We start from the raw sequence: 24983 nt of genomic DNA, 5'->3' as shown, positions 1-24983 counted from the left end.
AGCTATGCGTGAAAACGGGAAAAGGTTAACCGGCCAGATGATGACCGTACATCGCCATCAGACGTCGGGTCACGCCGTTCGTCCAGCCGAAACCATCCTGCAACGGATATTCACCGCCGCCGCCGGGACGAGCCCGATCGCCGCAGATGTCATACTTTTCTACCAGCTTATGATGGAGCTGATAGAAATTGTTCACTGTCGTAAGCCAGTTAACCGCTATCTCGGTGGCCAGCGTCTCTTCACCATACTGATTCAGGCCGACAACGGCCATCCACTGTATCGGTGCCCAGCCATTGGGTTTATCCCACTGTTCGCCACTTTCAACCATAGAAGCGACCAGTCCGCCGTTGGTCAGCAGCAGCTGACGCAGCGCGATAGCCTGCAGGTGCGCCTGCCTTGGCGTTGCCAGCCCGACGAACAGCGCCACTACCGCGGCGGCAGTGAATGCGCCGAAGCGTTCACGTCGCCAGTCATAGTCACGGTAAACGCCCGCCGTGCTGTCCCACAGGTAGCGGTTAATGGCGCGTTTGCGCGTTTCGGCTTTTTTCTGCCAGGCCAGCGCGGTCAGCTCTTCGCCTTTAGCGTGAGAGAGGGTGGCGATCATCAGCTCCAGCTTGTAAAGAAACGCATTCAGATCGATCGGAATGAACTGCGTGGTGCGAATACTGGCCAGACGTTTAGGATCGCGCAGCCAGCGCGAAGAGTAGTCCCAGCCAGACGCCGCGCCTGCACGCAGATCGCGGTAGACTTCGCTCGCTGGACGACTGGAGTGGCTGGCCGTTTCAATATCCTCAATCCAGGATTCATCGCGCGGCGTATCGCGGTCGTCCCAGTAGCGATTGAGTAGCGAGCCGTCAGCCATACGCACAACATGGCGGTATGCCTGACGTGGCATCAGCGAGCCTGCCCCATCCATCCAGAACTGGTACTCTTTCATCAGCTGATCGAGATAGCGTTTGGCCCCGCGCACGCCATCTTCTTCAAACAGTTCAACCATCAGCGCAAATACCGGCGGCTGTGAACGGCTCAGATAATACGTACGGTTACCGTTGGGAATATGGCCGTAATTATCAATCAACCACGCAAAGTTATCCGCCATATGACGCAGCAGATCGTCGCGACCGCTTTCCGCCAGGCCGAGCATGGTGAAATAGGAGTCCCAGTAATAGGTTTCACCAAAGCGTCCGCCAGGCACTACATAGGGCTTCGGCAGCGGCAGTAAAGAGGAGTGCGGCAAATGCTGCTGAGGCATTTTAGTTAATACCGGCCATAGCGCATCAATGTGTTCGTTTAGCGTTTTATCGGGATTCGAAACATAAAAGCTTTCGTTAACGCCCGGTAAATAAAAATGGTCCGCCACAAAGCTTGCCAGATCGAAATCACGGCTGCGTTTCTGGCGGCGATAGCGCATTAATACGTCCAGCGGGTCGTATTTCGGTGAGCAGTCCGGAAAAGTCTTGCTGTCCTCAAAGATGCGCGACGTCTGCACATGTTCAAACAGCTCCATGTAGCGATCGGCCGGCGTCAGCGCGTCAGGCGCCGGTAAGCCTTCGATCAGCTCCGGTTCCGGCTCGGAATCCTGCATGCGGTCAAGCTTGAGCTCGTGGGGATCGTATTGATACTCAACTTCCGCCCCATTGCGAATCTCATCGAATGCGTTGAGTTGCTGGCGATAAGTATTAATAGCGGCCTCCTGGAGTCTGAGGGGTTTCACAAAAGAAAAATTATAGACTTATGGTTGAGCCAAACAACAATGCAGAATATCTATGAACGTAATAAAAATTGTCTATCAATCGGTTATTTAGCGGAATTGCTCAGCTTATCAAGCAAATAACGTGCTTATTCCTAAACATCTATTTAGGAGTAATCTTTGCCGAGTAAAAATAAATAGTGCCGGGTTGCAAAAAAAACGCGAAATTTGACAAAAAGCGACGTTGCCGCTGCGTTGTCGGATGATCATTTTGTGGGATTTTTGCCCGGTATGCAGATGTGCCCTTCTGGGAGGGCACAAATGCGCGATGATCTTGTCGCGTGGAGAGAGGGCGATCCTTTCGACAGGCTTGCCCGCTCTGGCACGTTACTCGCTGACGCGATAGCGCTCCAGCCAGTGCGCATAAGGCGCAGGCAGTACCCACGATGGCTGTGGCTGGTTAAGCTCCAGCGCCGCCTGATAACTCCAGTGCGGATTTTTCAGGTGCGCGCGGCCAACCATAACCAGGTCAAGCTGACCCTTCTCCACGGTGGCATTAGCGATCTGTGGCGCATCGATACCCCAGGCAGAGGCGACGGCGATATCGGCTTCGTGACGAATACGCCCGGCAATCGGGGCCAGGAAGGCTGGCGTGCCCCAGGGAATAGCGGCATCCGGCGTGGAGAAGCCCATGCTGACGCTCAGCAGATCCAGACCGTTGGTGCGCCAGTAGCGCGTCAGATCGATCGCCTCTGCCAGCGTCTCTTCATCGCGGCCGTCATATTCCAGCACGCCAAAGCGTGCGGTCAGGGGCAGATTATCTGGCCATACCTCGCGCACGGCATCAAAGGTTTCACGCAGGAAGCGGCCGCGGCCAGCGGCGTCCCCGCCGTACTCGTCGGTGCGCTGGTTAGCGTGGACAGAGAAAAAGCTCTGTGCCAGATAACCGTGGGCAAAATGCAGCTCCAGCCACTGATAGCCCGCATCGCGGGCGCGGATAGCCGCCTGCACAAAGTCGTTGCGCACGCGGGCAATATCGTCGAGCGTCATCGCGCGTGGCACCTGTGGCAGGTTATTGCCAAAGGCAACGGCAGAGGGGGAAATCGTCTCCCAGCCGCGTCCGTCGTCTGCGGCAATATGGTCATCCCCCTCCCATGGCTTGTTGGCGCTGGCTTTCCGTCCGGCATGGCCAATCTGGATGCCGGGTACAGCACCGGCCGCTTTGATGGTTTGCGCAACCTGCGCCAGGCCCTCAGCCTGCGCGTCATTCCACAGTCCCAGGCAGCCTGGAGTAATACGGCCCTCAGGCGAAACGGCGGTCGCTTCGACGATAACAAGGCTTGCGCCGCCGCGTGCCAGCGCCGCGTAGTGTACGCGATGCCATTCGTTAACCCGGCCCTGTTCGGCGCTGTACTGGCACATTGGCGGCACGGCGATGCGGTTGCGCAGCGTAACGTCTTTCAGGCGAAATTCAGAAAACAGAGACATAGCATCCTCTTGCCGATATCAGTGACGTCGCCTGAGCCTGAACGGATTATCCGCATCAGGTTCAGGCGCAGTGGGTCAGGCACTTTATACTGAGATATCTGCCCGGACCTTCGCTGACTGTGCTGCGCGCACTGTTATCCGGCGAAAGGTCTATTTTGCCAGCGTGGCCCTGATGACATCCTGATAGGGCGTCGTGGCGTGGCCAGTCAGCTTGCTCAGGGTACGGGAGTCATCAAACAGCCCCCCCTGAGATGCGCCTTTGTCCGAGTCTGCCAGCATATCCGCCAGCCCGTCAGGCAAACCGGCCCCCTTCAGCGCGTCGGCAAATTCCGCTTCAGACAGGTTAACGTACTCCACCTGCTCACCCGACTGACGGGCAATTTCTCCGGCAAATTCCGCCAGCGTATAGCTGTCATCGCCTGCCAGTTCGTAAATCTGGCCCGCCTGGTCATCACGGCTAATCACCTCTGCTGCTGCTTCGGCGTAGTCCCGTCGTGCGGCCGAGGCGATGCGGCCTTCACCCGCCGCGCCGATAAAGGCATGGTGAGTCAGTGCTGGCGCAATGCTTGCCGCGTAGTTCTCGGTGTACCAGCCGTTACGCAGCAGGGCGAAAGGAATACCGGAAGCCTGTAGCTGCGCTTCGGTGGCGCGGTGCTCAATGCCAAGACTCAGCGGAGAGCGGTCGGCATGCAGCAGGCTGGTATAAGCAATAAACTTCACGTTAGCTGACCGGGCGGCGTTGATGACGGCCTGATGCTGGGCCTCGCGCTGGCCGACTTCGCTACTGGAAATGAGCAGCAGCTTCTCAACGCCGCCAAAGGCTGACAGCAGCGTATCCGGCTGGCTGTAATCCGCTTTGCGCACCGTCACCCCTTTAGCTGCCAGGTCAGCGGCCTTTTCCGGCGAACGTACGGCCGCGATAATCTTTTCTGCCGGCACTTTTTTCAGCAGAGCGTCAATGACCAGACGGCCGAGCTGGCCGGTTGCACCTGTTACTGCAATCATTTTCTTTCTCCTCTACGTTTTACGTTGTCGACAGAAAGACTAGGGGATAAGCTAACTTTCCGTAAGTACTTACAGCATTGTTAGTTTGAGAAAAGAGCGATAAATGTCTGAAAAGATAAGCGAAAAATTTAGCCGCGGTGAGCTGCTAAACGTTAACTGCCCGTCGCGTGAGGTGCTCAGGCGCGTGACCAGCCGCTGGAGCGTGCTGATCTTTCTGGCACTGCGCGATAACAGGCTGCGCTTCAGCGAACTGCGCCGGGCCGTAGGCGGCGTCAGCGAGCGAATGCTGGCGCAGACGCTGCGCCATATGGAGGAGGATGGCTTCGTGGAACGCATCGCCTTCAACGTTGTGCCGCCTCACGTCGAATATTGCCTGACGCCGCTGGGCCGCGAACTGGAAGGACAGGTCGTAGGGCTGGCGGACTGGCTGGAGCTTAACGTCGACCGCATTCTGAGGCAGCGTGATAAAGCCTGATGATGCGTCCCTCCCTCAGGAGAGATAACGCTTAAACCAGTCGAGCGTTCGGTGCCAGGCCAGTTCTGCCGCCGCACGGTCGTAGCGCGGTGTGGAGTCGTTGTGAAAGCCGTGATTGACGCCGGAATAGACCCAGGCTTCATAGACTTTGTGGTTTGCTTTGAGTGCAGCCTCATAAGCGGGCCAGCCTGCATTAATAGGGTTATCCAGCCCGGCGTAGTGCAGCAACAAGGGGGCATTGATGCGGGCAACATCTTCCGCTTTAGGCTGCCGACCATAAAAAGGAACCGCGCAGGCCAGCTCCGGAAATGCCACTGCCGCGGCGTTTGAGACCCCTCCGCCATAGCAAAACCCCGTCATACCTACTTTGCCGCTGCTGTCCGGGTGATGCGTCAGAAAATCGACCGCCGCAAAAAAATCATTCATTAACCTGACGGGATCCACTTTCGCCTGCATTTCGCGGCCCTGGTCATCGTTACCCGGATAGCCGCCCAGCGAACTTAGCCCATCTGGTGCCAGCGCGATATAGCCTGCTTTTGCCACGCGACGTGTGACATCTTCGATATAGGGATTCAGTCCACGATTCTCATGTACCACGACCACGGCTGCTGTTTTACCCTGCCTGTGTGCCGGACGCACCAGATAACCGCGTACTTCGCCGTGACCTTGCGGAGAAGGATAGTGAATATATTCAGGCCTGATGGCGGGATCGGTAAAGTCGACCTGCTGCGCTAAGGCGTAATTAGGGCTCATCAGGCTAAGCAGCGTGGCACCGGTCATTCCGCCAATGGCCAGCTTACCGGCCATGGAAATGAATTCTCGCTTGCTGATTCTGCCATGCGCGTAGTAGTCATAGAGCTCGAGCAGTTCCTGGGGAAAATCGTGTGCTGTCAGACGTGCCATAGGGATCCCTCAACGCAGATTGACCAGACGCTCTAACAGAACACAGTCAGCGTCCGCTGGCAAACCCGGTGCCGCAATCTGTTAACCGTGTTGATCGGACAGGACCAGGATTGGGCTGAGAAAAGAAAATAACCTGCACAGACGGCTGGAATGATACGTCAGTAACGTGCGCTTCATCCCTTCATTATTAACGCTGCGTTATGTTTAACCACTATTAACAATTTTATTTCATTGATTATAGCTGTGTTAATTCAGGCAGGCGGAATTAGCGCTAACGGCAGGATGCAATATATCGGTTTTTTTAAGCGTAACGCTTTAAAAAGAGTTTTTTTTAGCCTAAATGCTTCATTTGCATTAGTTAAGATATCTGCCAGGCAACAAAGTTGACCGCTTTTCTGGTGCGGGTATTGAAAAATAACACACCAAAACAGCGCGTTGCGTGGCAAAAAAATTACTGAACGCTTTCTGCTGCTCTTTCCTTAATCCCGCAACAACAAATAACAATAATGTCACATTAAGGCCTGTGAATTAACCTGAAAAAGGGCGTGAAAATAGACGATTGCGGACAAAAACAATGACCAAAATCAAAAAAGACTGTTATAGTTTTTACATCCCAGACTGTTTCTGTTTGTCAGGCGCGAGTTCTTATAAATTCGCGTCAGCAATTGGCTTGAGCACGGCATAAATATTAACGTCGCGCTTTAGTTGTTAATTATAAGTAAATATATGGTGTTATATGTGGCAACGAGGTAAGCAATGTTCGGATTAGACGCCTTCCACCTGGCCAGGATACAGTTTGCTTTTACTGTTTCCTTTCACATTCTTTTTCCCGCCATTACCATCGGCCTCGCCAGTTTTCTGGCAGTGCTCGAAGGCATGTGGCTGAAAAGCCGTAACGAGACCTATCGCGATCTCTACCACTTCTGGTCCAAAGTTTTTGCCGTAAACTTTGGTATGGGCGTGGTATCGGGTCTGGTGATGGCCTACCAGTTCGGCACAAACTGGAGCGGCTTCTCACAGTTTGCGGGTAGTATTACCGGCCCGTTGCTCACGTATGAAGTCCTCACGGCATTCTTCCTTGAAGCCGGCTTCCTCGGCGTGATGCTGTTTGGCTGGAACCGCGTTGGTCCAGGCCTGCACTTCTTTGCCACCTGCATGGTTGCGCTGGGTACGCTGATCTCCACCTTCTGGATCCTTGCCTCTAACAGCTGGATGCATACGCCACAGGGCTACCTGATTCAGAACGGCATTGTCGTGCCGGAAGACTGGCTGAAAATTATCTTTAACCCGTCATTCCCGTACCGCCTGTTCCATATGTCCGTCGCAGCCTTCCTCTCCAGCGCCTTCTTTGTTGGTGCATCGGCTGCCTGGCATCTGCTGCGCGGTAACGATAACCCGGCGGTACGTAAGATGTTCTCTATGGCGCTGTGGATGGCGCTGATCGTGGCGCCGATTCAGGCCATGATTGGCGATGCGCACGGCCTGAACACGCTGGAGCATCAGCCTGCGAAAATTGCGGCAATTGAAGGCCACTGGGAAAACCCGCCGGGTGAGGCGACGCCGCTAATCCTGTTTGGTGTGCCTGATATGGAAGAAGAGCGCACCAAATACGCGCTGGAAATTCCTTATCTCGGCAGCCTGATCCTGACGCATAGCCTGGATAAGCAAGTGCCGGCCCTGAAGACCTTCCCGAAAGAAGATCGTCCTAATTCACTGATCATTTTCTGGTCTTTCCGCGTGATGGTGGCGATGGGACTGCTGATGATTACGCTGGGGGTGGTCAGTCTCTGGCTGCGTTATAAAGGCCGTCTCTACCAGTCGCGCCCGTTCCTGTGGTTCGCGCTGCTGATGGGGCCATCGGGTCTGATTGCGCTGCTGGCTGGCTGGTTCACCACAGAAATTGGACGTCAGCCCTGGGTGGTTTACGGCGTTCAGCGTACTATTGATGCGGTATCTGGCCATGGCGACTTGCATATGAGCATCAGCCTGCTGGCCTTTATTGCGGTCTATTCGGCGGTATTTGGCGTGGGTTACGTCTATATGGTTCGCCTGATTAAGAAAGGCCCGCTGACCGGCGAAGGTAAAGATGTGCGTCACGGTGGTCCTGGCCACGACAAAACGCCTGCCCGTCCGCTCTCTGCGGCTCATGAAAGTCTGAACGATCCACAGGAGGGAAAATAAGATGATCGATTTTTCCATTATCTGGTTCGCGATTATCGTTTTCGCCACCCTGATGTACATCGTGATGGACGGCTTCGATCTGGGTATCGGGCTGCTGTTTCCCTTTAACAAGGATCCCGTTGAGCGTGACATGATGGTCAATACCGTCGCACCGGTTTGGGACGGCAACGAAACCTGGCTGGTGCTGGGTGGGGCAGGGCTTTATGGCGCGTTTCCGCTCGCCTATTCGGTGATTGCTGATGCGCTCTCTATCCCGCTGACGGCGATGCTGATTGGCCTGATTTTCCGCGGCGTTGCCTTTGAGTTCCGCTTTAAGGCAACGGAATCGCATCGCGCATTCTGGGACAAGTCCTTCGTGGCGGGTTCTGTTCTGGCAACCTTTAGCCAGGGCGTCGCGGTCGGTGCCATGCTGGACGGTATTCAGGTAACGGGCCGCCACTTCAGCGGTTCCGCAATGGACTGGCTGGCTCCTTTCCCGCTGTTCTGCGGCGTGGGTCTGGTTATCGCCTATGCGCTGCTGGGCTGCACCTGGCTGATCATGAAAACCGAGCATGACCTGCATCGTAAGATGTCTGCGCTGGCGACGCCGCTGGTGATTGCGCTGCTGATCGTGGTGGGCATCATTAGCCTGTGGACGCCGTTCAGCCATGATGCCATCGCGCACCGCTGGTTTACCCGTCCCAACCTTTACTGGTTCCTGCCGGTTCCGGTGCTGGTACTGCTCTGCTCGTGGGGCATCGTTCGCGCCATTAAGCGCGAGGCACACTATTCGCCGTTCCTGCTGACGCTGGCACTGATCTTCCTTGGCTTTTCCGGGCTGGGGATCAGCGTGTGGCCGAATATTATTCCGCCTTCTGTCACTATCTGGCAGGCCGCTTCTCCGGCGATCAGCCAGGCCTTTATGCTGGTGGGCAGCTTGTTGATTATTCCGATGATCCTGGGATACACCTTCTGGAGCTACTACGTGTTCCGCGGGAAAATCAAAGCAGACGAAGGATATCACTGATATGCAGACCGAGGCTGGCAGCGTGAAAAACCCTATTGAACCCAAGGCTCCCTGGTGGAAGCGCATTTTGTGGCTGGTGGTGATCTATGGCGCAAGCGTGCTGGCACTGGGTGTGGTGGCAATGCTGTTCCGGATGATGATGACCGCCGCGGGCATGCGAAGCCATTAATAGCATCAGATCAATGAATGAAAGGCTGGCTGTGCCAGCCTTTTTTTATGCCAGCACTTCAGGCGGATACGGCGCGTTGCCGGCTAAGCATTAAATGCCTTTTCCCACGGCTTTGCCTGCGCTTCCTTTACCTTTCCTTACATGCCTGAGACGCTTTTGTTATAATTATGTGAGTAATTTCGCAATACTCCCTACGACCCTCACCGAAATGCTCAGCCTGAACGTAAAAAAACAGTACATCAGCGATCTGGTGGCGTGGATTGAGGCAAATCTGACTGACGATCTTAATGTCGACCTGATTACCCTGAAATCTGGCTACTCCAAATGGCACATGCAGCGCATGTTTAAAGAGATGACCGGCCAGACGCTGGCAGCCTATACGCGCAAGCGTCGCCTGACCATGTCGGCGATGGCGCTGCGCTTAACGCGTATGCCACTTATCGATATCGCCGTGCGCTTTGGCTTTGATAACCAGCAAAACTTTACTCGCGTGTTTAAAAACCACTTCTCGCTGACGCCTGGCGCATTTCGTCGCGTGCCCGATCTGCAACTACAAAGCTTTCATGGGCCGATCTGCGTGGACAGTGAAATGATGCAGGCGCAGCTGGTAGAGCGCGATGAATTGCAGCTGCGCGGTGAAGTCGTGGAGTGGGAGTGCAAATTTGGCGACTACGTCCACGATCACGCGCAGACCGTGGCGCAGCAGGCACGCCGTTTTGTCAGCTTTGCCGGTCAGCACGTCGAGCGCGGCTGGCTGGGTTTTCAGTACGGACCTGGCCACTCTGCGGCGGAGCAGCAGCACATCAGCCTGTTCCAGGCGCTGGAGAGTCAGCACGCCGATATCCTGGGGGCGCACATTGTTAACTGGACCTCCGCGCGCGGCCTCTATGCCGTAATCCCCTGGCAGGGCGCGCCAGAAGCGCTCACGCGCTTTATTGCCGATCTCTACTATGTGCATCTGCCTGCGCTGGGTGTCGCGCGTCGTCAGGGCAAGGATCTGCTGCGTCTGGAGATGAAAGCCTCCACGCCTGACCGACTCTCTGGCGTCTTTTCTATTCCCGTCTCGCGTAGCTGACCACGCTTTTTCGTGCGGCAAAGCGTGACAAACCGCACGATTTTATAAAATAAAGTCCATGTCTGGCGTAAAATTCCTGCCTTAACCCGAGAGCCATGCAGAAATCGCGCATAAAGCTCTCCGGTCTGGATATTCATCTGCCTGCTGGTTCTTCCGCACCAGCGATAAACTGACGAACATTATGAAACTAACCACGCTGTTCCTGATGACGGCGCTTTCTGCTTTGCCGTTTTTTGCCCGTGCTCAAATGGCTGAACCTTTCACTCCGCCTGAAAGTCTGCATCCGCACGCCCAGCCAGCCCAGCATGAAATTCTGGGCGATAATGCGCTGCCGCAGCAGTCGCAAAAGCACTTCACGCCTGACGGCTGGAACGATAACGCCTGACGCCTGCGCGCTTATCCGCCGCATCCTTTTCGTTACTTTTCCTTAATCTTGCGTGTGCAGGCCCTGCCTGCGCACCGCTTCTGCTGCATGCAAATAGCACAATCGATCCTTGCATGTAAGATATATCATGAGTACTCTTTCTGCCTTAAATGAGAATCATTACTGCTTTTATATCGTATTGATGTTCGCAGCGGGTTGCACATACCGGCTGTGCAGAAGGAGAACCCATGCACTCTGATAACCTCTCGTCAAAGCGTCGTGCGCCACAGCGCGTGCGCAATGAACTTCGCTTTCGTCATATTACCGTCGCCAGTAAAACGCGGGTGGCCGATCAATTCTGGCGCGTAACCTTCCAGAGCAGCGATCTGGCAGGCTTTCAGTCGCCGGGCTTTGACGATCACATCAAAGTGTTTTTTCCCCTGCCTGATGGCACCGCGCTTCAGCTGCCGCAGATGACCGAAGAGGGCATTGTCTGGCCTGACGGCGTGCGCCCGCCTGCGCGTGATTACACGCCGCTGGGGTTTGATGGCGAATCGTCGCTGACGCTCGATTTCTATATCCACGATGGCGGCGTCGCCAGCAGCTGGGCGCAGCAGGCGAAAGAGGGCGATCGGCTGGTGATCGGCGGCCCGCGCGGCTCGCTGGTGGTGCCGACCGATTACGCGTTTCAGCTCTATGTCTGTGATGAAACCGGTCTGCCGGCATTAAACCGTCGCCTGACGGCGGCCGAGGCGCAGCATCTGCACCTGTTTGCCTGCGTTGATGAGTCGATCGGCTGCGGTTATCTGCCGGCGCTGTCGGGCGTGAACGCGCACTGGCTCGGAAGCGGCACGATGCAGGCAGAGAGGGGGGAAGCCCTTATCGCCGCGCTGGATAAGATTGCGGTGCCACAGCAAGATTACTTTATCTGGCTGACCGGCGAAGGGGAGTTTGTCAAAGCGCTCAGCGACTACTTTATTGAGCGTCGCGGCCTGGACGCCGCCTTTGTGCGCGCCGTCGCGTACTGGCACGCAAAATAGGCTGGCCGCCTCCCGTGTTGAATTTTGCCGGGGGGCGCACTACTATCACCCTCCCGTCAATCGTCCCCTCAGGCAGGCAATGAAACAGGATCCGACTTTCTCGTGTCATCAGGATTCCGCTCCGCGCGGCGGATGCGGCGGCCGCCGTAAGCGGCGTGAAAAGATGCTGGATGCCAGTGATATTCGCCTGTTAATGCTGCACTTTCTTGCGCAAAACAATGCACATGGCTATGAGCTGATCAAGTCGATTGAAGAGCTGTCAAAAGGGGAGTATTCGCCCAGTCCCGGCATTATTTATCCCAATCTGACCCTGCTGGAAGAGATGGACGCCATCCGCGTGGTTGACGCCCACGCGACGCGGAAAGCCTATACGCTGAATGCGGCCGGACGCACGCTGCTGTCTGAACAGCACGCGCATATCCAGCATCTGATCGGGCGACTCGCTTCGCTGGCCACTCTGGTCAATAACCGCAGCCTTCCCGACGTTGATCAGGCGATATACCGCATGCGCACCGCGCTAAACGCGCGCCTGTCGCAGGAGGATATCTCGCCGCAAGCGCTGGAGAAGGTGATTGACGCCCTGAATGTAGCAGCCGCTAAAATTGCGGCCAGCTGATTCAGGACTTTTTCTTATCAACGTGACCTAACGAACGATCGGGGAAACAGACGTCGCGTACACGCTGCTTCAGCGCCGCCGCATCGGGAAAACCGCCGTCGCGTTTGCGATCCCAGAGGGTTTCGTCATCAGTGGTAATCACAAATACCCCACCCGTGCCGGGTTTGAGCGTTACCGCCGCCAGATCGTCTGCGAAGGTGTGCAGCAGCTCCTGCGCCATCCAGGCGGAGCGCAGCAGCCAGTTACACTGAGTACAGTAGTGGATAGTTACCGAAGGTTTATCGCTCATTGTTGTCTCCCGTCATGTCCTTAAGAGATTAATCTGCCGCGCAGGTTAACCAATCGCGCGGTGCCAGAGATCGCTTAACTTAAAGGCTGTTGATAGTCATTACGGCTTACAGTGCATTTCCGACATGATAATTGATAACCAGCGCCTTGTTGTCGTTACGTTTTTGCTGAGAAACCGATTTTACTGACGGCAACGTCGCGAGCAAATACCCGCCATCAACAGGGGGCGCTCATCTCATTCATCTTTCAGGCGGCAACCGACAGCAGGGGGAGACCGCTGCACTGCGGGCCTGATGCCGTTTGGCTTATTTTTCATGGCGTTAGCGTTAGCGGCGAGCTGATTTTCAGCCATACTTCATAGTCTGAATCAATCAACATGGATGCAGAATATGACTGATGCACTAAGCCAGACCGCTGAACAGCTCGGTAACCGTCTTCTTGAAGCGGAGTGGCAGTTAGCCACGGCGGAATCATGCACCGCAGGCCTGATCAGCATGACGCTGGCGGCGGTAGAAAACAGCGGCAACTTCTATACCAGCGGTTTCGTCACTTACAGCGATAATGCAAAAAATCGGCTGCTGGGCGTGCGGATGGAGACCCTTGAACACTACACCGCCGTGAGCGAACAAACCGCACGCGAAATGGCAGTGGGGGCGCGCGAACGATCCGGGGAACCGGTGAGCCTGGCCATTACCGGCTATGCCGGGCCGGACGGGGGCGAAGATGGCACACCGGCAGGCACCATCTGGTTTGGCTGGACGCTGCCCGATGGCAGCGTCATCGCTGAGATGCGGCGTTTTCAGGGGGAACCAAAATCGGTGATGGAGCAGGGCGCACAGTTTGCGCTGGAACGCCTCGACGTGCTGCTACGCGATGCGGCCCTGCATCAGCCCGGCTAACGGCAGTCAACGATCAGTCGGCCGCGCACCTTGCCATCCAGCAGGTCCTGCGCGCCTTGCCTCGCCTCACTGAGGGGGATCAGCGTCGTGAGTTTGGTCAGCACGTCACTGTTAAGCAGTTCACCAAGTCGCTGCCATGCCAGCTGACGCAGCGGTTTCGGGCACATCACGCTGTCAACGCCTGCCAGCGTGACGCCGCGCAGAATAAAGGGCGCAACGCTGGCGGGCAGATCCAGTCCCTGCGCCATGCCGCAGGCGGCGACCACACCGTCGCGCTGAGTGGATGCCAGCACGTTGCTGAGCGTATGGCTGCCCACGCTGTCGATCGCGGCGACCCAGCGCTCTTTCGCCAGCGGCTTGCCGGGCTGTGACAGCTCATCGCGGTCGATCACCGAACGTGCGCCGAGCGTATCGGTAAAATACGCTTCGTTGCTGGCGCGCCCGCTGGCGGCAATTACCTCAAATCCAAGACGCGACAGCAAACTGACGCTGAAGCTGCCGACGCCGCCGCTGGCACCGGTCACCAGTACCGGGCCACGATCGGGCGTGATGCCCTGCTTTTCCAGCGCCATCACGCAGAGCATCGCCGTCAGTCCCGCCGTGCCGATCGCCATGGTTTGCAGCGGGCTCAGCGTGGCGGGCACCTCTACCAGCCAGTCACCAGAGACGCTTGCCTTCTGCGCCAGGCCGCCCCACTGTTTTTCACCCACGCCCCAGCCGGTCAGCAGCGCCACATCATCCAGCTGCCATTCAGGATGACGGCTGGCGGTTACACGTCCGACAAAATCGATGCCCGGTACCATAGGGAACTGGCGCACAATCGGGCCTTTGTTGCAGATGGCGAGCGCGTCTTTGTAGTTCAGCGTGGAGTAGGTGACGTCAACGGTGACGTCGTGATCGGGCAACTGGGATTCGTTCAGCTCTTTCAGCGTGGTGCGGTAGCCTTGCTCATCATTTTCAATGACTAATGCGGTAAACATGCAGCCTCCGGCAAACAGGAAATGTGCGGGTCAGTCTACGCTAATCTTTTTTTTATGCCAGGCGTGCAGGCCGGAAGCAACTGACTGAAAACCATTACCCTGATTAAACGCAGAGTGAATGCAAAAGAGAAAAATTTTCAGGCAGAAGCGCGTTGCTTGCGCGGTAAACAACCTTCGGTAAACTTGTGATTTTCCGCTTACCGGGCCAGCATCACTCCTGTATAAAACACCCGGTCAGTACAGGCACAGAGCAATCCCACTAAAGGGCATTCAGGAATGACCACGGCACAGCTCGTTGATATTGCAAAAATGTTTCCCCAGCTCTCCGTCGATCTGAAATATGCATCGGCTGATAATTTCACCGGACGGCCCATCTATCGCGATCCGCAGTGTCTGTTACATGCTGATGCCGCCGCAGCGCTGGAAAAGAGTATTCAGATTGCGCAGGTAGCGGGCTTTCAGTTGCTTATTCTGGATGCTTACCGCCCGCAAAAAGCACAGGAGATACTCTGGCAGGCGAATCCTGATCAGGACTATGTGGCACCACTGACTCGCGGATCGCATCATAGCCGTGGAACGGCGCTGGACGTTACGCTGATTGATTCTGCAAGCGGCAACATACTGGATATGGGAACCGGATTTGATGAGATGAATGTCCTGTCGCACCCTTTTCATCCGGATGTGCCCGTTCAGGCCCAGCGTAACCGCCTGCTGCTGAATGCCATTATGTATGGCGGTGGCTTTAAGGGGATTGCTACCGAATGGTGGCATTTTGAACTGCCCGATTCAGACAGCTATCCCCTGCTCAGGGATCGGTTTACCTGCTTTCCTTCCGCAGCGGCAGAGGGATCCCTGACCTGAACAGCCGCGGCGCGACGGCGGTTGTGCAGGCTAAAAGATGAATAAAATATCAAAATATTCAGTTATTTAATCGCTTTGTTTTTGCGGCTGTACGCAATTTCCCATTGATATCAATGGGTTGTTTGCCGCCCCGTTTTTGCAGGTGGCGGGTTGTGACCCTGAGGGAAAAATGCCATTATTGCGCCTCTTTTCCCTTATCTACTGAGGAGGCTGTCATGGTCGGAACAATGCGCAACCGCATCTGCTTTTGCGCGCCTTGCCCCGTGCGCCACACGACCTCCTCGTGCATTTCCACGACGACTCCTCCTCTCACCATGCGGTGAGGCCAGCCAAACGTTCGCTGTTGGGCATGCGTAAAGACAGACGCGATCTGGCTTTACTGATGTCTATCGGGTGCGGCTTTACCTGTTATTGCGCTTCCGCCTGACGTTATTCGCCGGGGAATCTTCCCCATTGCCGTGCCTCTGGCACCCACTCATCCTTCACCGTTGGGGATTTGTGTTATGACACCACTGAAAATTGCCGCCAGCGCTGCTGTGGCCCCAAGCCTTACTCTCAATACCGGGCGTGACGTAGTGACGCTGGATAATACCGACTTTACTGACGTGGCGGCAGTGGTCGTCTCGCTGGCAGACACCCGCAGCGGCGTGCTGACGCTGCTGCGCCATACCGGCTTTAATCTACCGGTGTTTGTGGCGAATTCCTGGGAAGAGGAGGTCCTGCACCTGCCTGGCGTGACCGGCGAGCTGAACGGTTCAGCAGAAGAGTGGGCCGCGCTGGAAGCGGCTGCCGCAGAGTATGAGGCGAACCTGCTGCCGCCATTTTTCGACACGCTGACGCGCTATGTCGATATGCAGAACAGCACCTTCGCCTGCCCCGGACATCAGGGGGGCGCATTTTTCAAAAAGCATCCGGCAGGGCGGCAGTTTTTCGATTTTTACGGTGAGAACGTGTTTCGCTCTGACATGTGCAACGCCGACGTTAAGCTGGGGGATCTGCTGATCCACGAGGGCTCAGCGAAAGACGCACAGAAGTTTGCCGCAAAGGTGTTTAACGCAGACAAAACCTACTTTGTGCTTAACGGTACCTCCAGCGCCAATAAAGTGGTGACCAATGCGCTACTGACGCGCGGCGATTTGGTGCTGTTTGACCGGAATAACCATAAGTCGAACCATCATGGCGCACTGATTCAGGCGGGCGCTACGCCGGTTTATCTGGAGGCGGCGCGTAATCCTTTTGGCTTTATCGGCGGCATTGATGCGCACTGCTTTGACGAAGCCTGGCTGCGCGAGCAGATTAAACAGGTTGCGCCGCAGCGCGCTGGTGATGCGCGGCCGTTCCGGCTGGCGATCATTCAGCTTGGTACCTACGATGGCACGGTCTATAACGCGCGGCAGGTGGTCGATCGTATCGGGCACCTGTGCGACTACATTCTGTTTGACTCAGCATGGCTCGGCTATGAACAGTTTATTCCGGTCATGGAAGGGACATCACCGCTGACGCTGGATCTGACCGAAAAGGATCCGGGGATCTTTGTTACCCAGTCGGTGCACAAGCAGCTGGCGGGCTTCTCGCAAACCTCGCAGATCCATAAAAAAGATAACCATATTCGTGGTCAGAAGCGCTTTTGCCCGCACAAGCGGCTCAACAACGCCTTTATGCTTCACGCCTCTACCAGTCCGTTTTATCCGCTGTTCGCCGCGCTGGATGTCAATGCCAAAATGCATCAGGGTGATGCGGGACGCCAGCTCTGGCAGTCATGCGTGACGCTCGGCATTGAGGCTCGCAAAGCGATACTGGAACGCTGCGAAATGATCCTGCCGTTTGTGCCGGAGCAGGTCAACGGCGTGCGCTGGCAGGATGCACCAACCGGGCAGATCGCCAGCGATAGCCGATACTTCAGCTTTGAGCCCGAGGCAAAATGGCACGGCTTTGCTGGTTACGCGCAGGATCAGTATCTGGTCGATCCCTGCAAGCTGCTGCTGACGACGCCGGGCATTGATGCCGCAAGCGGCGAGTATGCTGACTTTGGTATCCCCGCCACCATTCTCGCCAACTACCTGCGTGAAAACGGCATCGTACCGGAGAAGTGCGATCTTAACTCTATTCTGTTCCTGCTGACGCCAGCCGAAAGCCCGGAAAAGATGGCGCATCTGGTGGCGATGCTGGCGCAGTTTGAGCAGCATGTCAGAGAGGATGCGCCGCTGGCGGAGGTGCTGCCCACTGTTTATCGCAAGAATCAGGCACGCTATAAGGGCTACACGCTACGCCAGCTCTGTCAGGAGATGCACGATCTCTATGTCAGCTTTGACGTGAAGGATTTGCAGAAGGCGATGTTCCGCCAGCAGAGTTTACCGACGGTGAAGGTTAATCCGCAGGATGCGCATCAGGCCTATATCCGCGGCGATGTTGAGCTGGTGTCCATCGCCAGCGCCGCAGGGCGCATTGCTGCGGAAGGCGCGCTGCCTTATCCACCTGGCGTGCTCTGTGTGGTGCCGGGCGAGGTCTGGGGCGGGGCAGTGCAGCGCTACTTTCTCGCGCTTGAGGAGGGCATCAATCAGCTGCCGGGCTTCTCACCTGAACTGCAGGGGGTCTATACCGAGGAGGATGGCACGGGACGCAAGCAGCTGGTGGCGAATATGATGATCGCATCCGATGACGAACCCGCGCGACGTCTCTGATGCGCGATAGCGGGCAAGAGGGCAGGTAACACCTTCTGGTCTCAGTAATGGCAAAAGGCGTCGCCTCTGACCGACGCCGGGCGTCAGAAAGCAACAGCGTCAGCAACCGTCGCTAAGCCAAAAACGCCGCAGGATAACATCCCGCGGCGTTTCGTCACGCTACCTGATCCGGAAAAGAAAGGATCAGTGTGCGGCTTTCTCAAGGACCAGCGCAGTGCCTTTCCAGTTGCTGGAATCACCCGGCTGACGCAGCGAGGTAATATAGATGTACTCACCCTTTTTCTTTTCTGCTTCAGTTTTCAGGGCATTAACCGCATGTGATTTTCCACCGCGCACGCCAGAAACGGAAATGCGATCTTTAATCGTATAGCCGACCAGGTCAGTGGCAGGAACGATCTCCACCGCCATGGCGGAGCCAGCAAAGAGCAGCGAAAAAATTAAAGCAGCTGACAACTTTTTCATTAACTATCCTCATTTTTTTATGGAAATAAATGCAAGCCAGTATTTGGCGGCAAACATATTAAATATATTTTCAGCGCTAATTGTATGAAGCAGAAATAATCTGCACGTATTCAACCAGACGGATGATAAGGTGACGTTCCCTGAAATCTTTTCAGCGTGCCAGGCCCGCCTTTATCCTGAGGAACAGGATGGATTTCAAAAAGATGTTGCCGCTAATAATTACAATAAATTTATTATTAATGTAGCCACCCTCTGTTAAACAGGTACTAAACGTAAGGCGACAACATACGGGTCCGGCGCGGGGAACGGGGCGGGATCGTCTCGCTTCCCCGCTATTCCGGCCCATATTTTATCAAGAAATTGTGAAAGTTTTCCTGGTCGAGGAAATAATGAATCCGTCATGGTTATTGTGTTTAATTAACTGTAAAGCAGAAGAGGGAATTACGTGAAAATAACCCGCTCTGCTACGAAAATTATTTTTAATTTGTTCTGTCACGTCGGGAACGGGTATTCGCGGAGAGGGAGATAAAGCGCGGCGAATCAGCCTCGAAGAGACGCCCCCGCCAGATAAGCACGATCCTGTCTGCTTTACGGCAGAGGCAGAGGCAGAGGCAGAGGCAGGGTGACGGTGGGCGTCACGGCGCTCTCCAGGCAGGCGTAGGGAACGTGCTCTGCTGCGCGCTCCCCTTGCTGACAGCCGATCGCATCAGGATGAACCTGCCTGCGGCGACAAACCTGACGCGTATCGGCTTACCTCAATAGCGCCGGTAACTGCGCTGTGCCGTACTCACCTTATAGAGATAACGCCGTGACTCCGCTGACGGATGTTGCGTCGTCAGGGTGTGATACACCTGGCCCGGTGACATACTGTTAATCGCATTAAACGCGCGATCTTTATCGCTGGAGAAAACGCGCAGTACGCTGCCTGCACCGCCATTATAGGCAGTGATCACCGCATAGCGACGCGACAGAGGATCCTGGATCCCGCCCAAATAGCTCTTCTGCAACAGCGACAGATAAGCCGTACCGGCATCAATATTATTCTCGGGATCGAGCAGGTAGCTGCGGCTCGGCTTACCCCATTTGCCCTTCATGCGAAACACGTCGACGCCTGCGGTGTGCTGTACCACCTGCATCAGGCCCAGCGCATCGGCGTGGCTGACCGCATAGGGGTTGAAGCTCGACTCCGTCTGCATAATTGCCAGAATCAGCGAGGCATCCACGCCATACTGTTCAGCGGCCTTGCGTACCATTGGCAGGTATTTGTGCGCACGCTTGTCCAGATGGTTTGGCACCATCGGGATGGTGACGGAGTAGATCACGTGCAGGCCAGATACGCGGCGCTGGAGTTTATTTTGCAGCAGATAATCAGCGAAATTACCCGCGCGCCCCTGCCAGCGGATCGGCTGGCCGGTATTGTCCAGCACCTGACCATAAAGCAGCGGCTCTTTGCTGATGACAATATCGTTAGCGTCAGAGTAGAGATCGACGTTACTGGGATCGTCGCCGATCAGCAGGGTGGTGATGATCGCCTGACGCAGGCTGGCCATGGGATCGGTACCGGAAATGGTCTCGATCGTAATGTTACCGCTTTCGAAGTTAATGTGGCTGCGGGTGTAGTAGCTGTCGCTGTACTTGACATAATCTTTTGGTCCGGCAATCAGAACCTCTTTGATGCCCCAGATATTCTCAATGTTCGCCGCAAACTGGCCCATCAGAATATCGAAGCCGTTGGTGTCTTTAACCCATTCCTCATGATACTGCGATGATTTCTTTCCTGAGCAGGAGACCAAAAGGGGAGCGATCACCAGCAGTGCGAGTAATTTCTTATTCATTGTTAATGCGTGCCTGACCCGGAAAAGAGAGGGGCCTCAACGCTGAGGCCCTAAAATTTATGCTTCTGGTGGCGTATAGCCTTCGATGTGGACCTCTTTGCCTTCAAACAGGAAATTTACCATCTCCTTCTCCAGCACCTTACGGTCCTCTGGATTCATCATGTTGAGCTTTTTCTCGTTGATCAACATGGTCTGTTTGGCCATCCACTTCTGCCAGGCTTCTTTAGAGATTTCATTGTAGATGCGTTTACCCAGTTCGCCTGGATAGAGCTGAAAATCCTGACCTTCAGCGTCACGTTGCAGGAACGTACAAAAAATGGTGCGGCTCATTACTTTTCCTCTTCGATCTCATGCCGGTGCAGGGCCAGCTGTTGCGGATGGCGCAGCTCATGCAGAAGCCGTTCAACCGGTGCCGCCAGCCCCACTGACGGCGGCTGGGCTAAGTTATACCAGAGACCGCCTGGTTCATCCATTACCGCCCCGACAGATGACCCTGATAGCCACATGGGGATGATATCCAGATGGAAATGGCTGAAGGTGTGACGAAATGCGGTCAGCGGCTGCGGCTTTGCAGTAATGCCGCGCGCCTGTAGCCAGTCGTGCAGCGCCTCTTCGGTTGTAAACTGCGGAAAGCAGAACAGACCGCCCCACAGGCCCACCGGTGGACGCTGCTCCAGCCAGACGTCGTCGCCATCCTGTAACAGCAGGAACCAGCCCTGGCGCTCCGGCAGCACCTGCTTTGGCTTTTTACCGGGATAGCTCGCCTGAGTGCCGTTGGCATACGCTATACAGCCGCTGTTTAGCGGGCAGATTTCGCATTTAGGCTTTGAACGGGTACAGACCAGCGCGCCGAGATCCATCATGGCCTGGTTGAACTGACTAACGCCTTGCGCTGGCGTCACCTCTTCACTGATTTGCCACAGCCGCTTCTCAACCTCTTTCTTCCCCGGCCAGCCGCCCACTGCATAACAGCGGGCCAGCACGCGCTTTACGTTGCCGTCGAGGATGGGAAAGTGCATGCCGAGCGACAGCGACAGCACCGCCCCTGCGGTAGATCGCCCCACGCCCGGCAGCGCCGCCACGTCGTCGAAGTTAGCTGGAAACGTGCCCTGATGCTGCTCTACAACCCGTTTCGCCGCCTTATGCAGGTTGCGTGCGCGCGCATAGTAGCCCAGCCCGGTCCAGAGGTGCAGCACCTCGTCCAGCGGCGCAGCGGCCAGATCGGCGACCGTGGGAAAGCGCGCCATAAAGCGCTCAAAATAGGGGATAACGGTGGCAACCTGGGTTTGTTGCAGCATGACCTCAGAGAGCCACACCTTATAGGGGGTTTTCTCCAGCTGCCACGGCAGGGTCTTGCGGCCAAAGCGCTGATACCACTCCAGCACCTGTTGCGCGAACTGCGGCGCTTGCATCATAAGAAGGAAATTTTCCGTGATTACTCTACACTCAGGCAGGCATTCCAGCACAGGCGCAGCCCCGGTGTAAACCTGAAGATTGCAAGGGCTTGCTTCTGCTAATTAACTTTGCATAATGCGCCTTTCCCTAAACAGGCTACTCAGCAGGCGACAACATGATTAATGACGTCATCACTCCAGAATTTGATGAGAACGGGCGGCCACTGCGCCGTATTCGCAGTTTTGTACGCCGCCAGGGGCGTCTGACGAAGGGACAGCAGCTGGCGCTCGATCAATACTGGCCGGAGATGGGCGTAGAGTATCAGCCGGAGCCGCTCGATCTGACGCGTCTCTTTGGCCGCGATGCGCCGGTGGTGCTGGAGATCGGCTTTGGTATGGGCGCGTCGCTGGTAACCATGGCGCAAAATAACCCGCAGCAGAACTTTCTCGGTATTGAAGTGCATGCACCGGGCGTCGGTGCCTGTCTGGGGTCTGCTAAAGAGGCGGGTGTGGAAAATCTGCGCGTGATGTGTCACGACGCAGTAGAGGTGCTGGAGAAGATGATCCCGGATAATTCGCTGCGTATGGTGCAGCTCTTTTTCCCGGATCCCTGGCACAAAGCGCGCCATAATAAGCGCCGCATTGTGCAAGTGCCCTTTGCTGAACTGGTGATGCGCAAACTGAAGCTGGGTGGCGTGTTTCATATGGCGACCGACTGGGAAGCCTATGCCGAGCACATGCTGGAGGTGATGAGCAGCATCGACGGTTATCGAAACCAGTCAGAGACACAGAATTACGTGCCGCGCCCAGAGACGCGTCCGCTGACTAAATTTGAGCAGCGCGGGCAGCGCCTGGGCCACGGCGTCTGGGACTTAATGTTTGAGAGGATTAAATAATGGCCACACAACGCAGCCGCCGTTTACGTAAGAAACTGCATATTGACGAGTTTCAGGAACTGGGTTTTTCCGTTGCCTGGCGTTTCGCCGACGGCACGTCAGAGCAGGAGATTGACAAGACCGTTGACGCCTTTATCAATGAGGTGATTGCGCCGAACGGGCTGGCCTACGACGGCAGCGGTTACCTGGTGTGGGAAGGTCTGGTTTGCCTGCAGCAAACCGGCAAGTGTACCGATGAGCATCGCGAGCAGGTGCGCAAATGGCTGGAAGATCGCCAGCTCAGCGATGTCCAGGTGACCGAACTTTTCGACGTCTGGTGGGACTAATTATGTTACCCGGCGCGAAGTCAGCTTCAGGCTGGCTTCAGCTGCGCTTTTGACGCCGGCCAGCGCTCGTTCTTCCCGGTACCCGGACAGGCTGAGGAGGCTGTGCGCTGGCTGTTACGCCTGACCGCTTAACGCGTGAAGGCAGTTACACGGAATACGTTTTGTTGGGAGAGATTATGGTTCGTAAAACGCTTATTGCCGCACTGCTGCTGGCAGCGACGCAGGCGCAGGCTGCCTGGGAGTGCAGCGTGAAACCTCAGGATGACGTAGTGTTAACGCCGCAAAGCGTGCAGGTGGTCGGCGCAAACGGCAACCTGGTGATCTCTCCGCAGGGCGATGTGCAGTTTAACGGCCAGAAGGTGGCGGTGAACGCCGCACAGCGCCAGCAGGCGATTGATTACCAGAATGCGCTGCGTCGCGATCTGCCCTGGATCGATACCGGTGCCGCTTCGCGCCTGGAAAAGGGCCGCGTTGCGCTGGATAAGGTGATTGTCGACAAGCTCGGCGCTGACAGCAACGTGCGCAATCGTCTCAGCACGCTTAACGGCCAGCTCAGGCAGCAGATGAACCGCATTATTGAACATCGTGACGACGGCCTGACCTTCCACTATCAGGCGATAGATCAGGTGCGTGCCGACGGTGAACGTCTGGTGCAGAGCACAATGGGCGGCGTATTGCAGGACAGTCTGAACGAGATGGGTAGCAAGCAGGCCAGCGGCAGCAATCCGCTTCAGGCCATTATGGGCAACCTGGGCGGCCTGCAACAGTCGATTCAGGCGGAGTGGAGCAATCAGGAGCAGGATTTCAAAAACTTCGGTAAGGAAGTCTGCAACCGTGTGATTAGCCTGGAAGATCAGCGCAAAAAGCTGGTCGGTAGCGTGAAGTCGTAAGCAGGAGTGCCGGGGGCAGGATCTACAGGTTATGCTCCCGGCAAGCAAGGAGGCTCAGGCGTTAGCGAGCCTCGGCCGACTACTCATTGCCCCAGCGATTCAGGAATTCGGCAATCTCATCAATACGCTGCGCCTTAATACCGGCTTCAGCGGCCATCTCCTGTTGCGCTTCCTCGCTAATTTCTTCGTTATTCATCAGGCGCGTAATCAGCAGCTGGAAATAGCGGGCCAGAGAGTCACGCTCTGACTCGCTGACCGGCTCAACGGCCTCTGTCGCGTATTCATCCGCAACTTCATAATATTTAAGTGCAATTTCTTCTTTCATTTTTTCATCTCCAGCAGTAGCGCCTGACTGCACAGGGTTTGTTTTACACTTTGAGCAATTTTACCGTGGCATCAATGTCGATCTCATCCTCTGAAAAGATCAGCGTGGTTCCCTGGAAGGTGGTGATCGCCAGTTTTTTCAGCGAGCGCATTTCACCAGGCTTAACGTTGGATTTCGGTCGGATATTGTTTAACAGCATGCCCACTGAGAGCACGGCGTTTTCTTTATCGATGCGGGCATCGGCCGGCACTTCTTCGCTGTAAACCAGAAAGGATTTAATCGAGGTCAGCTTAAGGCGCTCACCGGCAATAAAGATATATTTGCTGTCCGGGACGACTTTCACCGCAAAGGCTGACAGCCCTTTATTGTTGGTGGTCGGCTGGAAGGTCACCGCAGCATTTTTCTTGATCAGCTCAGGGTTGGCGACCTTGATCACATGAAAGTAGCGGTTGTCGCCGTTTTCATCTTTGATAAATCCAAAACCCTTGTCCTGAAACCAGGTTGTGATCGTTCCGTTCATCGCCATTACCGCCTGTTTAATCGTTAATCTACTCAGTTTTTACAGCGCGCAGTGTAATGCACAATGGCTGTACAGACTACGGCTTTGGCTAAGTGTGGATGAGAAAGTTGGGCTATGCGAGCGTACAGGCAGACTGGCTGCCTGACAGAGACAAAAAAACCCGCACGGGGCGGGTTTTTCTTATCAGCAGTGCTTAACTGCTCAGGTTGTTACCGTCATCGCTACTGCAAGCGTGCTGATAATGCGCAGCTTACAGCGAGGTAACGTTGCCGGCAGCTGGGCCTTTAGCACCATTTTCAATGGTGAAAGAGACTTTCTGACCTTCATCGAGCGTTTTGTAGCTGTCGCTCTGGATAGCAGAGAAGTGTACGAATACATCTTTGCTGCCGTCGTCAGGCGTGATGAAGCCAAAACCTTTGTCGGCGTTGAACCATTTTACTAAACCAGTCATTTTGTTAGACATAGATATTTCCTTAATTTATGAGCCACTAAAAGCGGCGAAGATGGCCTGTATCACGAACTACTTATGGGCGCTTAGGAGGAGACTCACGAAGAAGGGTATCTGTGGATAACACTTGAACTGAGGACTGCTTTACTAAAACTGCTTTCATAAG

General features: G+C 55.5%; 27 protein-coding genes. 14 read left to right on the top strand and 13 right to left on the bottom strand.

Translation table 11 applies throughout. The features are described from left to right. Positions 1-25: 25 nt before the first annotated feature. The 3 genes from HP564_RS14280 to HP564_RS14270 form a co-directional block, all read right to left on the bottom strand. Positions 26-1684, bottom strand: coding sequence for an alpha,alpha-trehalase (locus HP564_RS14280; RefSeq protein WP_371244258.1), 1659 nt, complete (start codon positions 1682-1684; stop codon positions 26-28). Positions 1685-2077: 393 nt separating this feature from the next. After that, entirely contained in the window at positions 2078-3178 is a 1101-nt protein-coding gene (locus HP564_RS14275; RefSeq protein WP_371244096.1) for an NADH:flavin oxidoreductase/NADH oxidase, read from the bottom strand. 150 nt (positions 3179-3328) lie between these two features. After that, the gene (locus tag HP564_RS14270; protein WP_371244095.1) at positions 3329-4183 is read right to left on the bottom strand and encodes an SDR family oxidoreductase; all 855 of its coding nucleotides are present in this window, start codon (positions 4181-4183) and stop codon (positions 3329-3331) included. Between the two features lie 103 nt (positions 4184-4286). On the opposite strand from HP564_RS14270, the gene HP564_RS14265 reads away from it, so the two are divergent. Continuing rightward, the gene (locus HP564_RS14265) at positions 4287-4658 is read left to right on the top strand and encodes a winged helix-turn-helix transcriptional regulator (protein WP_371244094.1); all 372 of its coding nucleotides are present in this window, start codon (positions 4287-4289) and stop codon (positions 4656-4658) included. Between the two features lie 15 nt (positions 4659-4673). Here HP564_RS14265 and yghX read toward each other — a convergent pair whose 3' ends face one another. Beyond that, the gene (gene yghX, locus HP564_RS14260) at positions 4674-5561 is read right to left on the bottom strand and encodes a YghX family hydrolase (RefSeq protein ID WP_371244092.1); all 888 of its coding nucleotides are present in this window, start codon (positions 5559-5561) and stop codon (positions 4674-4676) included. A gap of 756 nt (positions 5562-6317) precedes the next feature. Here yghX and HP564_RS14255 point away from each other — a divergent pair. The 7 genes from HP564_RS14255 to HP564_RS14225 all read left to right on the top strand — a co-directional run bounded on the left by HP564_RS14255 (position 6318) and on the right by HP564_RS14225 (position 12012). Then, positions 6318-7742, top strand: a complete 1425-nt coding sequence (locus HP564_RS14255; RefSeq protein ID WP_371244090.1) for a cytochrome ubiquinol oxidase subunit I — start codon at positions 6318-6320, stop codon at positions 7740-7742. 1 nt (position 7743) lies between these two features. After that, complete coding sequence (gene cydB / locus HP564_RS14250; protein ID WP_371244088.1) at positions 7744-8748, top strand: cytochrome d ubiquinol oxidase subunit II; 1005 nt, start codon at positions 7744-7746, stop codon at positions 8746-8748. Position 8749: 1 nt separating this feature from the next. Continuing rightward, complete coding sequence (locus HP564_RS14245; RefSeq protein ID WP_371244086.1) at positions 8750-8917, top strand: DUF2474 domain-containing protein; 168 nt, start codon at positions 8750-8752, stop codon at positions 8915-8917. A gap of 208 nt (positions 8918-9125) precedes the next feature. Further along, complete coding sequence (locus tag HP564_RS14240; RefSeq protein WP_371244085.1) at positions 9126-9992, top strand: helix-turn-helix domain-containing protein; 867 nt, start codon at positions 9126-9128, stop codon at positions 9990-9992. A gap of 181 nt (positions 9993-10173) precedes the next feature. Then, the gene (locus HP564_RS14235; protein WP_371244083.1) at positions 10174-10377 is read left to right on the top strand and encodes a hypothetical protein; all 204 of its coding nucleotides are present in this window, start codon (positions 10174-10176) and stop codon (positions 10375-10377) included. Between the two features lie 227 nt (positions 10378-10604). Beyond that, positions 10605-11396 (top strand): siderophore-interacting protein, encoded by a 792-nt coding sequence (locus tag HP564_RS14230; protein WP_371244081.1) that lies wholly within the window; start codon positions 10605-10607, stop codon positions 11394-11396. A gap of 79 nt (positions 11397-11475) precedes the next feature. Continuing rightward, positions 11476-12012: a PadR family transcriptional regulator gene (locus HP564_RS14225; protein WP_371244079.1), complete on the top strand. Its 537-nt coding sequence runs from the start codon at positions 11476-11478 to the stop codon at positions 12010-12012. A 1-nt stretch (position 12013) separates the two neighbouring features. Here HP564_RS14225 and HP564_RS14220 read toward each other — a convergent pair whose 3' ends face one another. Continuing rightward, complete coding sequence (locus HP564_RS14220; protein ID WP_371244077.1) at positions 12014-12301, bottom strand: SelT/SelW/SelH family protein; 288 nt, start codon at positions 12299-12301, stop codon at positions 12014-12016. Between the two features lie 388 nt (positions 12302-12689). Here HP564_RS14220 and HP564_RS14215 point away from each other — a divergent pair, with 388 nt between their 5' ends. Further along, on the top strand, positions 12690-13199 hold the full coding sequence (locus HP564_RS14215; RefSeq protein ID WP_371244075.1) for a CinA family protein: 510 nt from the start codon (positions 12690-12692) through the stop codon (positions 13197-13199). Here the strand turns inward: HP564_RS14215 and HP564_RS14210 are convergent. Next, complete coding sequence (locus HP564_RS14210; protein ID WP_371244073.1) at positions 13196-14179, bottom strand: MDR family oxidoreductase; 984 nt, start codon at positions 14177-14179, stop codon at positions 13196-13198. The two genes, HP564_RS14215 and HP564_RS14210, sit on opposite strands and share 4 nt — an antisense overlap. A 276-nt stretch (positions 14180-14455) precedes the next feature. Here HP564_RS14210 and ddpX point away from each other — a divergent pair, with 276 nt between their 5' ends. Both ddpX and HP564_RS14200 read left to right on the top strand, forming a co-directional pair. Continuing rightward, a complete protein-coding gene (gene ddpX, locus HP564_RS14205) occupies positions 14456-15040 on the top strand; it encodes a D-alanyl-D-alanine dipeptidase (RefSeq protein WP_371244071.1) in 585 nt (194 codons plus the stop codon). Between the two features lie 503 nt (positions 15041-15543). Further along, the gene (locus HP564_RS14200) at positions 15544-17721 is read left to right on the top strand and encodes an ornithine decarboxylase (RefSeq protein WP_371244069.1); all 2178 of its coding nucleotides are present in this window, start codon (positions 15544-15546) and stop codon (positions 17719-17721) included. Between the two features lie 183 nt (positions 17722-17904). On the opposite strand, the gene HP564_RS14195 is transcribed toward HP564_RS14200, so the two are convergent. The 4 genes from HP564_RS14195 to mutY form a co-directional block, all read right to left on the bottom strand. Beyond that, complete coding sequence (locus HP564_RS14195) at positions 17905-18183, bottom strand: DUF1471 domain-containing protein (protein ID WP_371244067.1); 279 nt, start codon at positions 18181-18183, stop codon at positions 17905-17907. A gap of 755 nt (positions 18184-18938) precedes the next feature. After that, positions 18939-20018: a membrane-bound lytic murein transglycosylase MltC gene (gene mltC / locus HP564_RS14190; RefSeq protein ID WP_371244065.1), complete on the bottom strand. Its 1080-nt coding sequence runs from the start codon at positions 20016-20018 to the stop codon at positions 18939-18941. A 57-nt stretch (positions 20019-20075) separates the two neighbouring features. Then, on the bottom strand, positions 20076-20348 hold the full coding sequence (locus tag HP564_RS14185; protein WP_033792153.1) for an oxidative damage protection protein: 273 nt from the start codon (positions 20346-20348) through the stop codon (positions 20076-20078). Continuing rightward, positions 20348-21433, bottom strand: a complete 1086-nt coding sequence (mutY, locus tag HP564_RS14180; RefSeq protein ID WP_371244063.1) for an A/G-specific adenine glycosylase — start codon at positions 21431-21433, stop codon at positions 20348-20350. Before mutY ends, HP564_RS14185 begins: the two co-directional genes overlap by 1 nt. A gap of 155 nt (positions 21434-21588) precedes the next feature. On the opposite strand from mutY, the gene trmB reads away from it, so the two are divergent. From trmB to HP564_RS14165, 3 genes are all read left to right on the top strand, one after another. Further along, positions 21589-22308, top strand: a complete 720-nt coding sequence (gene trmB / locus HP564_RS14175) for a tRNA (guanosine(46)-N7)-methyltransferase TrmB (RefSeq protein WP_371244061.1) — start codon at positions 21589-21591, stop codon at positions 22306-22308. Further along, positions 22308-22634, top strand: a complete 327-nt coding sequence (locus HP564_RS14170; protein ID WP_371244059.1) for a YggL family protein — start codon at positions 22308-22310, stop codon at positions 22632-22634. Before trmB ends, HP564_RS14170 begins: the two co-directional genes overlap by 1 nt. Positions 22635-22810: 176 nt before the next feature. Next, positions 22811-23524: a DUF2884 domain-containing protein gene (locus tag HP564_RS14165; protein WP_371244058.1), complete on the top strand. Its 714-nt coding sequence runs from the start codon at positions 22811-22813 to the stop codon at positions 23522-23524. Positions 23525-23603: 79 nt separating this feature from the next. On the opposite strand, the gene HP564_RS14160 is transcribed toward HP564_RS14165, so the two are convergent. The 3 genes from HP564_RS14160 to cspA form a co-directional block, all read right to left on the bottom strand. Continuing rightward, positions 23604-23849 (bottom strand): DUF2543 family protein, encoded by a 246-nt coding sequence (locus tag HP564_RS14160; protein ID WP_371244056.1) that lies wholly within the window; start codon positions 23847-23849, stop codon positions 23604-23606. 43 nt (positions 23850-23892) lie between these two features. After that, complete coding sequence (locus HP564_RS14155; RefSeq protein WP_371244055.1) at positions 23893-24375, bottom strand: cold-shock protein; 483 nt, start codon at positions 24373-24375, stop codon at positions 23893-23895. Between the two features lie 244 nt (positions 24376-24619). After that, complete coding sequence (gene cspA, locus HP564_RS14150; RefSeq protein WP_371244053.1) at positions 24620-24832, bottom strand: RNA chaperone/antiterminator CspA; 213 nt, start codon at positions 24830-24832, stop codon at positions 24620-24622. Between the last annotated feature and the right edge of the window lie 151 nt (positions 24833-24983).

The sequence above is a fragment of the Pantoea sp. KPR_PJ genome, assembly GCF_041386365.1.
Lineage (GTDB): Bacteria > Pseudomonadota > Gammaproteobacteria > Enterobacterales > Enterobacteriaceae > Pantoea.
Note: the sequence above shows the minus strand (reverse complement) of the source record. Positions and strands in the feature narration are given on the sequence as shown.

Coding starts and splice junctions, on each gene's coding strand:
- HP564_RS14270 (WP_371244095.1), bottom strand. CDS start 4,183: ATGATTGCAGTAACAGGTGCAACCGGCCAGCTCGGCCGTCTGGTCATT.
- mltC (WP_371244065.1), bottom strand. CDS start 20,018: ATGAATAAGAAATTACTCGCACTGCTGGTGATCGCTCCCCTTTTGGTC.
- cspA (WP_371244053.1), bottom strand. CDS start 24,832: ATGTCTAACAAAATGACTGGTTTAGTAAAATGGTTCAACGCCGACAAA.
- HP564_RS14225 (WP_371244079.1), top strand. CDS start 11,476: ATGAAACAGGATCCGACTTTCTCGTGTCATCAGGATTCCGCTCCGCGC.
- HP564_RS14220 (WP_371244077.1), bottom strand. CDS start 12,301: ATGAGCGATAAACCTTCGGTAACTATCCACTACTGTACTCAGTGTAAC.
- HP564_RS14230 (WP_371244081.1), top strand. CDS start 10,605: ATGCACTCTGATAACCTCTCGTCAAAGCGTCGTGCGCCACAGCGCGTG.
- HP564_RS14215 (WP_371244075.1), top strand. CDS start 12,690: ATGACTGATGCACTAAGCCAGACCGCTGAACAGCTCGGTAACCGTCTT.
- HP564_RS14210 (WP_371244073.1), bottom strand. CDS start 14,179: ATGTTTACCGCATTAGTCATTGAAAATGATGAGCAAGGCTACCGCACC.
- HP564_RS14265 (WP_371244094.1), top strand. CDS start 4,287: ATGTCTGAAAAGATAAGCGAAAAATTTAGCCGCGGTGAGCTGCTAAAC.
- cydB (WP_371244088.1), top strand. CDS start 7,744: ATGATCGATTTTTCCATTATCTGGTTCGCGATTATCGTTTTCGCCACC.
- HP564_RS14195 (WP_371244067.1), bottom strand. CDS start 18,183: ATGAAAAAGTTGTCAGCTGCTTTAATTTTTTCGCTGCTCTTTGCTGGC.
- HP564_RS14255 (WP_371244090.1), top strand. CDS start 6,318: ATGTTCGGATTAGACGCCTTCCACCTGGCCAGGATACAGTTTGCTTTT.
- HP564_RS14165 (WP_371244058.1), top strand. CDS start 22,811: ATGGTTCGTAAAACGCTTATTGCCGCACTGCTGCTGGCAGCGACGCAG.
- mutY (WP_371244063.1), bottom strand. CDS start 21,433: ATGATGCAAGCGCCGCAGTTCGCGCAACAGGTGCTGGAGTGGTATCAG.
- ddpX (WP_371244071.1), top strand. CDS start 14,456: ATGACCACGGCACAGCTCGTTGATATTGCAAAAATGTTTCCCCAGCTC.
- HP564_RS14170 (WP_371244059.1), top strand. CDS start 22,308: ATGGCCACACAACGCAGCCGCCGTTTACGTAAGAAACTGCATATTGAC.
- HP564_RS14155 (WP_371244055.1), bottom strand. CDS start 24,375: ATGGCGATGAACGGAACGATCACAACCTGGTTTCAGGACAAGGGTTTT.
- HP564_RS14235 (WP_371244083.1), top strand. CDS start 10,174: ATGAAACTAACCACGCTGTTCCTGATGACGGCGCTTTCTGCTTTGCCG.
- HP564_RS14240 (WP_371244085.1), top strand. CDS start 9,126: ATGCTCAGCCTGAACGTAAAAAAACAGTACATCAGCGATCTGGTGGCG.
- HP564_RS14245 (WP_371244086.1), top strand. CDS start 8,750: ATGCAGACCGAGGCTGGCAGCGTGAAAAACCCTATTGAACCCAAGGCT.
- yghX (WP_371244092.1), bottom strand. CDS start 5,561: ATGGCACGTCTGACAGCACACGATTTTCCCCAGGAACTGCTCGAGCTC.
- HP564_RS14160 (WP_371244056.1), bottom strand. CDS start 23,849: ATGAAAGAAGAAATTGCACTTAAATATTATGAAGTTGCGGATGAATAC.
- HP564_RS14200 (WP_371244069.1), top strand. CDS start 15,544: ATGACACCACTGAAAATTGCCGCCAGCGCTGCTGTGGCCCCAAGCCTT.
- HP564_RS14185 (WP_033792153.1), bottom strand. CDS start 20,348: ATGAGCCGCACCATTTTTTGTACGTTCCTGCAACGTGACGCTGAAGGT.
- trmB (WP_371244061.1), top strand. CDS start 21,589: ATGATTAATGACGTCATCACTCCAGAATTTGATGAGAACGGGCGGCCA.
- HP564_RS14275 (WP_371244096.1), bottom strand. CDS start 3,178: ATGTCTCTGTTTTCTGAATTTCGCCTGAAAGACGTTACGCTGCGCAAC.